This is a genomic window from Devosia sp. (genome assembly GCF_036563435.1).
Lineage (GTDB): Bacteria > Pseudomonadota > Alphaproteobacteria > Rhizobiales > Devosiaceae > Devosia.
Map to the genome: position 1 here is coordinate 171,419 of NZ_DATCMJ010000015.1, position 12,186 is coordinate 183,604.

General features: G+C 62.3%; 9 protein-coding genes. 5 read left to right on the forward strand and 4 right to left on the reverse strand.

Features of this window, described 5'->3' with window-relative positions; genetic code table 11:
• Window positions 1-48: 48 nt before the first annotated feature.
• Window positions 49-804: an SDR family NAD(P)-dependent oxidoreductase gene (locus VIL88_RS11675; protein ID WP_331988973.1), complete on the reverse strand. Its 756-nt coding sequence runs from the start codon at window positions 802-804 to the stop codon at window positions 49-51.
• A 96-nt stretch (window positions 805-900) separates the two neighbouring features.
• Complete coding sequence (locus VIL88_RS11680) at window positions 901-1,443, reverse strand: type 1 glutamine amidotransferase domain-containing protein (protein ID WP_331988975.1); 543 nt, start codon at window positions 1,441-1,443, stop codon at window positions 901-903.
• A 180-nt stretch (window positions 1,444-1,623) separates the two neighbouring features.
• On the opposite strand from VIL88_RS11680, the gene VIL88_RS11685 reads away from it, so the two are divergent.
• Window positions 1,624-2,505, forward strand: coding sequence for an AraC family transcriptional regulator (locus tag VIL88_RS11685; RefSeq protein ID WP_331988976.1), 882 nt, complete (start codon window positions 1,624-1,626; stop codon window positions 2,503-2,505).
• 690 nt (window positions 2,506-3,195) lie between these two features.
• Here the strand turns inward: VIL88_RS11685 and VIL88_RS11690 are convergent.
• Complete coding sequence (locus VIL88_RS11690) at window positions 3,196-6,906, reverse strand: vitamin B12-dependent ribonucleotide reductase (RefSeq protein ID WP_331988978.1); 3,711 nt, start codon at window positions 6,904-6,906, stop codon at window positions 3,196-3,198.
• 416 nt (window positions 6,907-7,322) lie between these two features.
• Window positions 7,323-8,102, reverse strand: coding sequence for an APH(3') family aminoglycoside O-phosphotransferase (locus VIL88_RS11695; protein WP_331988980.1), 780 nt, complete (start codon window positions 8,100-8,102; stop codon window positions 7,323-7,325).
• Window positions 8,103-8,183: 81 nt separating this feature from the next.
• Here VIL88_RS11695 and VIL88_RS11700 point away from each other — a divergent pair, with 81 nt between their 5' ends.
• From VIL88_RS11700 to VIL88_RS11715, 4 genes are all read left to right on the forward strand, one after another.
• Window positions 8,184-8,756, forward strand: coding sequence for a TetR/AcrR family transcriptional regulator (locus tag VIL88_RS11700; RefSeq protein ID WP_331988982.1), 573 nt, complete (start codon window positions 8,184-8,186; stop codon window positions 8,754-8,756).
• A gap of 235 nt (window positions 8,757-8,991) precedes the next feature.
• Complete coding sequence (locus VIL88_RS11705; protein ID WP_331988984.1) at window positions 8,992-9,444, forward strand: MarR family transcriptional regulator; 453 nt, start codon at window positions 8,992-8,994, stop codon at window positions 9,442-9,444.
• On the forward strand, window positions 9,444-10,553 hold the full coding sequence (locus tag VIL88_RS11710; RefSeq protein ID WP_331988986.1) for an HlyD family secretion protein: 1,110 nt from the start codon (window positions 9,444-9,446) through the stop codon (window positions 10,551-10,553). Before VIL88_RS11705 ends, VIL88_RS11710 begins: the two co-directional genes overlap by 1 nt.
• Before the next feature lie 51 nt (window positions 10,554-10,604).
• Window positions 10,605-12,173: a DHA2 family efflux MFS transporter permease subunit gene (locus tag VIL88_RS11715; RefSeq protein WP_331988988.1), complete on the forward strand. Its 1,569-nt coding sequence runs from the start codon at window positions 10,605-10,607 to the stop codon at window positions 12,171-12,173.
• The last annotated feature ends 13 nt before the right edge of the window (window positions 12,174-12,186 follow it).

Genomic DNA, 12,186 nt, shown 5'->3' on the forward strand with positions numbered 1-12,186 from the left:
ATGAATCTGCCATGAGGTAGCAGGGGAGCGTGAGCTCCCCTGCGCACTTTAGATGACCTGACCGCCTGAAACCTCGATGCGCTCACCGGTGATCCAGCGATTGTCTTCACTCAGTAGGCTGGCGATCATCGGACCGATGTCATCGGGCACGCCCACCCGCCCTAGAGCAATCATCCCGGCGAAAGCTGTGTTGAGATCAGGCGTGTCACGGACCGCGCCCCCCAGGAAGTCGGTCTCGATAGCTCCCGGTGCCACAACGTTGGCGGTGATCCCGCGGGCTGCCAGTTCCTTGGCCATGTAGATGGTGAGGATCTCGATGGCGCCCTTGACTGCGGAATAGGCCGAGAAGCCCGGATAGGAGACGCGGGTCAGTCCCGTCGAGATATTGACGATGCGGCCACCATCGGCAAGCACGGGCAACAGTGCCTGGGTGAGGAAGAAGACGCCCTTGAAGTGAACGTCGACCAAGGCGTCGAACTGGGCTTCAGTGGTCTCAGCGAGCATGCCCATGTCACCATGTCCGGCATTGTTGATGAGATGGTCGAACGTGTCGCGGCCCCAGGTCCTGCTTAGCGCTGCTCTGAGCTCGGCGACGAAACCCGGGAAACTTGAAACATCGGCGACATCCAGCTGGACGGCAACAGCCTTGCGACCCAGGGCTTGGATCTCCCTTACAACTTTGTCCGCCTCGTCGGCACCGGAACGGTAGGTGACGATGACATCCCCGCCGCGACGGGCGATTGACAGAGCAGTGTTGCGACCGAGGCCCCGGCTGGAACCTGTGACGAGTGCGATTTTGGACATGGAAGTCTCCTTGGCTTGATGAAATGAGAGTATGGGTTCAGTAGGGAAAGGTTTTGCCCGATCGTCCGTGCGTCTTGTCTGATCAGGCAAAAGCGGTCAGGCGGACAGGGCCTCGACCAGGGCGGTGCAAAAGCGCGGTAGGTCATCTGGCATGCGGCTTGTCAGCAAATTGCCGTCGCGCACCACGGGCTCGTCCACCACCAAGGCGCCGGCATTGCGTAGGTCGGTCCGCAGCGACAGCCATCCGGTTACGCGCCTGCCGCGCACCAGGTCCGCCTGGATCAGCAATGAAGGCGCGTGGCAGATGGCGGCGATCAGCTTGTTCTGATCGGCAAAAGCCTCGACAATGCCCATAGCCTGGCGATTGATGCGCAACCGGTCCGGATTGATCACGCCGCCTGGCAGGACCAGCGCCTCGAACTCGGCGGGATCGACGTCCTGAAAGCGGGCGTCCGGCTTGATCGACTGGCGGATCATGCCACCCAGCTGTGTTCCGGCGACGCCCTCAATGGGTTCGACATCCACTGAGGCGATGGTAACGCGCGCTCCGGCATCGATCAGCGCCTGACGCGGCTCGAACAATTCGGCAAAGCCGTTACTGGCCAGCATCAGCACGCGCTTTTTTGTAAGTCGGGCCATCGTGTCCTCCTGTTCTGGCGCTGCCACAGCAGTGCCGGTTTCGATGAGGAGATACTTGCCCAACCCGAGCAGAACGTTTTGCCGGAAGCTAGCCGATCCTTGCCTAATCCTCCGACATGGCTTTACGCGCGATGGGGTCCGTCTTAGGGTGGAGGCACGTTCCAAGAGGGAAGTGCCACCGTGACACAGGCTTTGCTCGACGCCGTCGCGCGCTACGCCAATGCCCATGCCGATCCGGATGGTGTTGCCGTGACGCCCGTTCCCGGCTTAACCCTGATCCGCGCCAGCCGGCCAAGTGCATTGCAATATGCGATCTCAAAGCCGCTCGTAGCGCTGGTGGTGCAGGGACAGAAGCGCGTCACTGCGGGCAGCGACGTCTTCGATTTTGGAGCCGGAGATTCTCTCGTCATCACCGCTGACGTTCCGACCGTCAGCCAGATCACTGAAGCCAGTGTGGGCCGACCCTATTTCTCACTGGTACTCGACCTTGATCAGGCGCTTCTGACTGAGCTTAGTGTTGAGATGAAGCTGACTCGCGTGGCCGATGCCGCGCCGGTCCGTACCGAGCCGACCGATACTGAAGTCGCTGATGCGGCGCAGCGCTTGCTGCACTTGCTTGAACGACCGGCGTCAATACCGGTGCTGCACAAACAGCTTCTGCGCGAGATGCACTATTGGCTTTTGGCAGGCCGCCATGGCTCCGCCATTCGGCGCCTCGGCTGGTCCGACAGCAACATCCAGCGTATCGCCAAGGCTGTTGCATTGCTTCGCGCGGACTTTGACCAGCCGCTGCCGGTCGAGAAGCTCGCCGCCGTGGCAGGCATGAGCGTCTCCTCCTTTCATCAGCATTTCCGCCGGGTGACCTCGCTGTCGCCGCTGCAGTTTCAAAAGCAGCTGCGCTTGATCGAGGCGCGCCGGCGCATGTTCGCAGAGGGCGCCTCAGCAAGCACTGCAGCCTATGATGTCGGCTACGAAAGCGTGCCGCAGTTCACGCGCGAGTACCGCCGCATGTTCGGCATGCCCCCTGTGCGTGATGTCTCGGCAGCGCGGATGTCTGCTTGATCTGATCAGCGTCTGGCCACAGTGCCTTTCAGCATCTCGGTCATTTGCTAATTACACAGCACATCATCGACATGGTCCAGAACTGCCTCCCGCGGGAACGCCGTAGCCGCTCGAGCACCTCCCCTTTTGGCGAACGGCAGCTTTCGAGAATGATCAGAAAGGCGGCGAACAACCAGATAGGGGCGCTTGGCCGACCCTTGGCCCGTTCTACTATCTTGCGTACGGCCTAAACCACGGACAATTCGAATATGCTGACCGTCTATGGACCACTCTATCGCTTGTGGTCGTTATCGATCGTAATGCACGGACTCACCGTCACCCCCGTCATGCGATGGCTTGACCGCAGCCAAGGCCGCGATCCGGACAAGGATGCAGTACCACCGCCGGGCCTTCAGGGGCCGGCAGAAAGCACCTAACCATCGGAACCCGTCCAATTGCTGCCGGAGATACCGAGTCTGCTTCTGGGCATGACCGCAGCTGGCACAAACGGCCGCAATGGGGCGCGAAGAGGACGCCGAGGCTGCGAGTGCTCCAGAAACAACTGTATCTGGTGGTATGATGAAAAAGCCCCGGTTTCCCGGGGCCTTTTTTGTTCACCTATTTGTTGAGGCGAACTGTGGGCGACGTTGAGTGCGCACAAACCGGACTTTTGACCATCCTTATGGGGCGATCACATACCAATCATTAGCCTCAGCTACACCCAGTCGTCGTCCCGCACGTATCGCACTTCAGGCAGGTGCCGTTGCGGACCATGGTGAAGTTGTTGCATTCGGTGCACTGGTCGCCGGTATAGCCCTTCATCTGGGCTTCGGCGCGGAGGATCCCTGCGTCCTTGGAGGGGGGCGGGGCGGGGATCGGGTCGAGTTCGGCGGTGTTGAGGGCTGTTGGCGACGGGTCGATCTTAAGAGCCGTGGCGGAGCGCATGGCGGTGACGGTGGAGGTGCTCGCGGCCGTGGGGGCGTAGCGGGCAGCCTCGGCGGTTGGGACCAGCATCAGCGAGGCGTTGGCCGTCTTGCCGCGGGTCATGCCGCGGGAGACGAAACGCTCGGCCGGGACCGGGGCGGGGGCAGCGGGGCGAGCCTTCTGCTCTTCGGAAACGCCACCCGAGAGGGAGGTGGGGGAATCCGGGTTCACATGGGCCAGGTCGTTGCGGTCGAGATAGGAGACGGCCAGTTCGCGGAACACGTAGTCGAGGATGGACGTGGCGTTCTTGATCCGGTCATTGCCCATGACCATGCCGGCGGGCTCGAAGCGGGTGAAGGTGAAGGCCTCCACATATTCGTCCAGCGGTACGCCATACTGGAGACCCAGCGAAATGGCGATGGCGAAGTTGTTCATCATGGCGCGGAAGGCGGCGCCTTCCTTGTGCATGTCGATGAAGATTTCGCCCAGCCGGCCGTCGTCATATTCGCCGGTGCGGACATAGACCTTGTGACCGCCCACGACGGCCTTCTGGGTATAACCCTTGCGGCGATCGGGCATCTTTTCGCGTGAGCGGACTTCCACTTCGCGCTCGATGATGCGCTCGACGATCTTTTCGGCAATGGCCGGGACGCGGGCAGCGGCGTTTTGCGCCATCAGCTCTTCGACCTGGTCCTCGTCGTCCTCGTCATCGGCGGCAGCCAGCACCGAGGAGTTGAGCGGCTGGGAGAGCTTGGAGCCATCGCGGTATAGGGCGTTGGCCTTGAGCGCCAGGCGCCAGCTCAACATATAGGCTTCCTTGGCCTCCTCGACGGTGGCGTCGTTGGGCATGTTGATGGTCTTGGAGATCGCGCCCGAGATGAAGGGCTGGGCAGCCGCCATCATCAGGATATGCGATTCAACCGAGAGGTAGCGCTTGCCGATCTTGCCGCAGGGGGTGGCGCAATCGAAGACGGGCAGGTGCTCGTCCTTGAGGTGCGGGGCGCCTTCCAGCGTCATGGCACCCACGACGTGGAGATTGGCGGCTTCGATGTCCTTCTTCGAGAAACCGAGGAAGGGCAGCAGCTCGAAGGAGAAGTCGTTCATCTGCTCGTCGGTGACGCCGAGGGACTTCAGGAAATCGACGCCCAGGGTCCACTGATTGAAGACGAACTTGATATCGAAGGCGGAGCCGAGGGCCTTGTTGAGGGCCTCGATCTTGTCTTCGGTGAAGCCCTTGGCCTTGAGGGTCGAGGGATTGACGCCGGGCGCCTGGTTGAGATTGCCGTGGCCGACCGCATAGGCCTCCATCTCGGCGATCTCCGATTCCGAGTAGCCGAGGGTACGCAGGGCCGGGGGCACGGCGCGGTTGATGATCTTGAAGTAGCCGCCGCCGGCGAGCTTCTTGAACTTGACCAGGGCAAAGTCGGGCTCGATGCCGGTGGTGTCGCAATCCATCACCAGGCCGATGGTGCCGGTGGGGGCGATAACCGAAACCTGGGCGTTACGGAAGCCGTGCTTTTCGCCCAGCGCCAGGGCATTGTCCCAGGCGAGCTTGGCGCGGGCGCTGAGCTCGGCGTCGATCAGCGAGGCGTGGTCGAGCGGCACCGGGGTGATGGAGAGGCCTTCGTAACCGGTGGCATTGCCGTGGGCGGCATTGCGATGATTGCGGATGACGCGCAGCATGTGCTTTGCGTTGCGCTTGTAGTCCTTGAAGGGCCCGAGCTCCTTGGCCATTTCGGCCGAGGTGGCGTAGCTGACGCCGGTCATGATGGCAGTGACGGCGCCGGCAATGGCGCGGCCTTCGGCGCTATCATAGGGGATGCCTGAGGTCATCAGGAAGCCGCCGATATTGGCGTAGCCGATGCCCAGCGTGCGGTATTCGAACGAGCGTTCGGCAATGGCGCGCGAGGGGAACTGGGCCATCATCACCGAGATCTCGAGCACGATCGTCCAGAGGCGGACGGTGTGCTCGTAGGCGGCAGTGTTGAAGGTGCCGTCCTGGTTGCGGTAGGGCAGGAGGTTCACCGAGGCGAGGTTGCACGCCGTGTCATCGAGGAACATGTATTCCGAGCAGGGGTTCGATGCGTTGATCGGACCCGCTTCAGGCGATGTGTGCCACTCGTTGATGGTGGTGTGGTACTGGATGCCCGGATCGGCCGAGGCCCAGGCGGCGTAGCCGACCTGTTCCCAGAGGTCGCGGGCCTTGAGGGTCTTGGTGACCTTGCCCGTCTGGCGGGCCTTCAGCTGCCAGTCGCCGTCATTCTCCACGGCGCGGAGGAAGTCGTCGGTGACGCGAACGGAATTGTTGGAATTCTGGCCCGAGACGGTGAGGTAGGCTTCCGAATCCCAGTCGGTGTCGTAGACCGGGAATTCGATGTCGGTATAGCCTTGGCGTGCGAACTGGATGACGCGGAAGATGTAGTTTTCCGGCACCAGGGCCTTCTTGGCGGCGCGCACTTCGCGCTTGAGGGCGGGGTTCTTGCTGACATCGAAGCAGTCGTCGCCCGAGCCTTCGCAGTTCACCGCGGCCTTCATGATGGCCTTGAGGTGCTTGCTAACGGTCTTGGAGCCGGTCACGAGGGCGGCGACCTTCTGCTCCTCCTTGACCTTCCAGTTGACGTATTCTTCCACATCGGGGTGATCGATATCGAGCACGACCATCTTGGCGGCGCGGCGGGTGGTGCCGCCCGACTTGATGGCGCCGGCAGCGCGATCGCCGATCTTGAGGAAGCTCATCAGGCCGGACGACTTGCCGCCGCCCGAGAGCTTTTCGCCCGCGCCGCGCAGGGCCGAGAAGTTGGTGCCGGTGCCCGAACCATATTTGAACAGGCGCGCCTCACGGACCCAGAGGTCCATGATGCCGTTCTCATTGACCAGATCGTCGGCGACGGACTGGATGAAGCAGGCATGGGGCTGCGGGTGCTCGTAGGAGCTCTTGGAGGAGACGAGCTTGTGGGTGAAGGGGTCGACATAGAAATGGCCCTGGCCGGGGCCGTCGATACCATAGGCCCAGTGAAGGCCGGTGTTGAACCATTGCGGCGAGTTGGGCGCCACGCGCTGGGTGGCGAGCATGAAGGCCAGTTCGTCGCGGAAGGCGAGGGCGTCTTCCTCGCTGTCGAAATAGCCGCCCTTCCAGCCCCAATAGGTCCAGGTGCCGGCCAGGCGATCAAACACCTGCCGGGAGTCCATTTCCGAGCCGAAGCGTTCGGCTTCAGGGAGCTTGGCGAGCGCAGCCTCGTCGGGGACGGAGCGCCACAGCCAGGAGGGGACGTTGTTCTCCTCGACCTTCTTGAGCGCCTTGGCGACGCCGGCCTTGCGGAAATATTTCTGCGCGATGATGTCAGCCGCCACCTGCGACCAGGTCGCGGGAATGGCGATGTCTTCGAGCTTGAAGACCACCGAACCGTCGGGATTGCGGATCTCGCTCGTGGCCGAGCGGAATTCGATGGATGCGTAGCGGTCCTGATCGGCAGACGTGAAGCGGCGTTCGATGCGCATGCGAGAGCTCATTCTGTATGATGGTCGAACCAGCGAGGGGAGACTCGGCGGTTCTGTTGCGCCTACTCAAAGCCCGAAACGGCGCAGAGTCGAATCCAACTTTTTTGATCACGACCGCGTCAAGGCACACCATCGCTGGTGCGGAATGTCACAAAGGACGCAAAATCTAGTATTTCATATGGGGATATTGGGGATAAGCGGCAAGCGTCTTCAAACGTTAACAATGGGTAAATAGCATTGCCGCCGCTGAGATCGAGCGAGATGAATCGGCTGCAAACCGGCGCGGCGGCTGACTCTTTGGCGTGGGCGCGGGTGCCTGCGACTCGTGTCAAGCGGACTTTTTCGCGACGCTTTCCACAGCTACATCTTGTGGGTCGTTCCGCGGGGTGCATACCAGCGGAACGTCCCGAATTGGATCAAAACAGGTTGTCCATCGTAGCATAGTAGCGGTTGCGATCGGCGCTCCACTCGGCGCCGTACCTAGCCAGGAAGTGCTGCACATACTGCTTGCCGCAGTTGGAGGCGATGCTGCGGCAGGCCAGGGCGAGATCCTGCCACGGATCGGCTATGCCAAGCCGTCCACAGTCGACGAAGCCGGAAACCGCCCCATCAAGCGCCATTATGTTGGGCAGACAGGCATCGCCATGTGCGACAACCAGGTGCGCCTCGTCAGGACGGTTGCGTTTGACCCAGTCGAGGACCTGGCCGGCTGACCAACCCTGGTGCTCATCATCGAAGTCACTTTCGTCCACCCATCCGGCGACGAAGTTTCTTTCTGCCATCCCGAGCTTGCGATCCAGCCGGTGATCGAACGGGCAGGTTGCCAGGTCCACCTGATGGAGCCGCCGCAAGGCGTCGGCCATGATGGCACAGAGCGCCTCCGGGCGTTCCACCATTGTGGTGAGATCAGCCCCAGCCACGGCGCTCATCAATAGCCACTCGGTATCTTCCCCTTCGACGAAATCCAGCACTGCGGGGCAGGGCAGCCCTGTTGTCGCCAGCCAGGCGAGCCGGTCGACCTCAATATCAAGGGGGTTGGCACAGTGGCGTGGGGCTGACTTCAGAAACAAAGTTTCTCCTGGCGCTTCGAGGCGCCAGACGGCAGCCTGGGATTTGCCGATCGTGACGCGGCTCCACTCTCGGCTTGCGAGAGCCACAAGCCTTAGCGGCAGGTCAGGAGACAAGGAACTGGACATTGGTGTGCTCCTGTTTCAGAACGAGAGGTGGGTAACCAGCCAAAGCGGTGGCGTAGTGCATTCTAGAACGAACGATCTGTAATGGCGAGGCCGCGGGGTTATGATCGCGAGACGGTGCTGGACAGGTCAATGGAGCTGTTCTGGCGCCTCGGCTATGACGGTGCGCATCTCGCGGCGCTGGTGGCACATACCGGGCTCAACCGTTTCAGCCTGTACAAGGAATTCGGCGGCAAGGCCGGGCTCTATGAAGCGGCGCTCGACAAGTTCCTAGGGCAGCTTCTGAGCGAGTACCGTGCCGTCCTGACGAGGCAGCCGCTGGGGCTGGAGAACATCGAAGCGGTGCTGCGTGCGCTTCAATATGGCAGCCAGTATTACGGCTGCTTCATGATCAACACGCTGACCCAGCGCGACACCGTGCCAGAGGCCGCTTATGCCAAGGCCATGGCGGCCGGCGAGGAGATCGAGGCGCTCTATATCGGCAACCTGGCCGGTGCACTTGCGCGCGGCCAGATCACGCCTGGAAGCAATGTGTCGGGACTGGGCAAGATGCTGCAGGCACTGGACCAGGGCCTGCATATTCAAGGTCTCGCGGGAGCCACGGACGCTCAAAAGGACCGGGTGATCAGCGCAATGCTTGCCGGGCTGCGGGTCTGACGCAAGGCAGCCGCACGGCCAGCACTGGATCAGGCTCGGTTCTCACCCACGACCGATCTCATGGCGCGGAGTCGGCAGTTGATCATCCGCATCATTGATCGACACTCTCGCAACTACCCTCTCAGCGCGGAATGAGCCTGAGAGGGAACGGCGACGCATACCGCGTTTGCAACCAAACGAGTTGATATAGTAAGCGCCCTTATTATATGTGTCGCATCAATATAGATGGCCTGCGATGACATCCCCTGATTCCTCTATCGGCTACCTTATACATGAGGTGGCCAGAGCCTTCCGGCGTCGCTTCGAGGCGGCTGCACGGCAGCATGACCTTACCTTGCCGCAGTGGCGCGTGCTCTCGGAACTCTTTCACCAGGGCGCGCTGTCCCAGGTGCGGCTGGCCACGGCTGTGGACGCCGACCCCATGACCATGAGCGGCATCCTGGACCGGCTGGAGAAGCGCGGGCTCGTGGATCGGCAGCCCGACCCAAGTGACAGCCGGGCCAAGCTCGTGCGCCTGACGACTGAGGGCGAGGCGCTGTTCCAGACGGCAAAGGCGCTGGGAACCGAGCTTTACCAGTCGGCTGTCGCCGGAATGAAGCCGGATGACCTCGCGCGGCTTGGCGCCAGCCTCACCCAAATTCGTGACAATCTCGGCGGCTTGGCCGCAGAGCAGAAGGATAGTGTCTGATGAGTACCCCCGTATCCAAAGCTGAAGCCGGCGAGGCCAGCGGACTAGCCGCCCCGTCCGCGATGGCCGCGCCGCCAGCCAAGAAGCGCCGCCCTGGCCGACTCCTGCTCATGGTTTCCGTGCCGTTGCTGGTGGTTGGCGGCGGCGCCTACTTCTACCTCACGGGTGGGCGGTTCGAGGAAACCGACAACGCCTATGTGCAGCAGGCCAAGGTTGCTGTGTCCTCCGACATTGCCGGGCGTATCGTGGCGGTGAACATTTCGGAGAACCAGATGGTCCATGCCGGCGATGTCTTGTTCAGCATCGATCCGGCGCCCTATCAGATTGCCCTCGACCAGGCCAATGCTGCGCTTGGCTCGGCGCGTGTAAACGTGGAGCAGCTCAAGGTCAGTTACCAGACGGCACAAACCGCGCTTGCCGCTGCCAAAGCGACGCTGGAAATCCAGCAGGCAAGCTTCAACCGCCAAAACACTCTGGTGGAGCAGGGCGTTTCGTCCGCCTCAACCCTCGACCAGCCCAAGCTCTCGCTTCGAGCAGCGCAGACGGCCGTGGCCTCGGCGGAGCAGCAGGTGGCCAGCGCCGTTGCCGCCCTGGCGGGCAACCCGGAGATCGAAACCGACATGCACCCGACGGTTCTTGCCGCCCTGAGCCAGGTGCAGCTGGCGGAACGCAATCTGAGCAAGACCGACGTCGTCGCTGCCGCCGACGGAGTGATCAGTCAGATCGGCAACCTCAATGTCGGCCAGTTCGTGACCACCGGCACCACCATTGCCAGCCTGGTCGAGACCGGGGGCACCTGGGTCGAGGCCAACTTCAAGGAAACGCAGCTTGCCGGCATTCATGTCGGCATGGTTGCCGAGGTTGCCGTCGACGCCAGCCCCGGTGCGCCCCTAGAGGGCAAAGTCACCAGCATCGGTGCGGCGACAGGCTCCGAGTTCTCGCTGATCCCGGCGCAGAACGCCACCGGCAACTGGGTCAAGGTCGTCCAGCGTATTCCTGTTCGCGTCGATTTCGAACCCGATGCTGCCGTGCAGTTGCGCTCGGGCATGAGCGCCCTGGTGAGCGTCGATACCGGCAAGTCCACGCTCGACAAGCTGCAAGGCCACTAACGCCGGCAGGCATCGCCTTCGGGCGGTGCCGCTTTTCCCTTGGAGGCCAAGTTGGCCCAGATCGCTTCACAACCTGCCGTCCTCGTCAAAAACAAGGGCATGCTGACGGTCGCCCTGATGCTGGGCACCATCATGCAGGTGCTCGACACCACCATCGCCAATGTGGCGCTGCCGCATATGGCCTCGGCGCTCGGCGCCGCCCAGAACGAGATCACCTGGGTCCTGACCTCCTATATCGTGGCCGCCGCCATCGCCACGCCGCTGACCGGCTGGATGGCCGACCGCCTGGGCCAGCGGCAGCTCTTCATCTTTGCCGTGGTCGGCTTCACCATCGCGTCTGCTCTCTGCGGCATAGCCACCGGCTTGCCGGAGATGGTGCTGTTCCGCATCCTGCAGGGCCTCTGCGGCGCCATGATCGCGCCGCTGGCCCAGACCGTGCTGCTCAACATCAACCCCAAGGAACGCATCGGCCAGGCCATGGCCATCTATGGCATGGGCATCATGGTCGCGCCTATCGTGGGGCCAACGCTGGGCGGCTGGCTGACCGAAAGCTTCGACTGGCGCTGGGTGTTCCTGGTCAACGTGCCCGTGGGCGTGCTCTGCGTGGCCATGCTGCTGCTCTACATGCCCAATACCGAGATCAAGCGGCGGCGTTTCGACTTCTTCGGCTTCGGCATGCTGGCGCTTTCCGTCGGGGCGCTGCAGCTGATGCTCGACCGTGGCGCTGAAAACAGCTGGTTCCAATCTACCGAGACCTGGATCGAGCTGGGCCTCGTTGTCAGCGGGCTCTGGGTCTTCATCGTCCATTCGGTGACCGCCAGCCAGCCCTTTGTCGACCTACGCATGTTCAAGGATTTCAACTTCTCGCTGGCCTCGATCATGATGCTGGTGATGGGGATCACCCTGTTCTCGGGCCTCGCCCTGCTGCCACCCTTGCTGCAGAACCTCATGGGCTATTCCGTCGTCTTCACTGGCCTCCTGATGGCGCCGCGGGGTGTCGCCACGATGGTTTCGATGATGATCGTGGGGCGCCTCAGCGGCAAGGTGGACGCCCGCATCCTGATGCTCCTGGGCGCGGTCCTCATGAGCGTCTCGCTCTGGCAGATGACCGGCTTCAACCTGCAGATGGACTACTGGCCGGTGATCACCACCGGGGCGCTGCAGGGCTTCGGCATGGGCTTCCTCTTTGTGCCCCTGTCCACCATGGCCTTTGCCACGATTTCCCCCACCGTTCGCGCCGACGCTACGGCCATGTTCAGCCTGGTCCGCAATATGGGGCAGGGCATCGGCATTTCCCTGGTGTCGGCGGTGCTCAGCAGCATGATGCAGGTGAATCACGCCGAACTGGCCGAACGGCTCAACCTGTCCTCGCAGGCGGTTCAAAGCCAGATGCCGGGTCTCCTCGCCGGCAATGCGCAGACCATCACCATGATCAACGGGTTGGTGCAGCAGCAATCGGCCATTCTCGCCTACCTGGACGACTTCTGGCTCATGATGCTGCTCAGCGTCGGCTCGATCCCGTTGATCTTCATGCTGCGCGGCGTCAAGAAGGACAAAAACGCGCCGCCCAAGAGCAAGGAAGAGCTTGCCATCGAGCGTGCGCACGCGATGGGTGAATAGCGCGGCGGCGCAG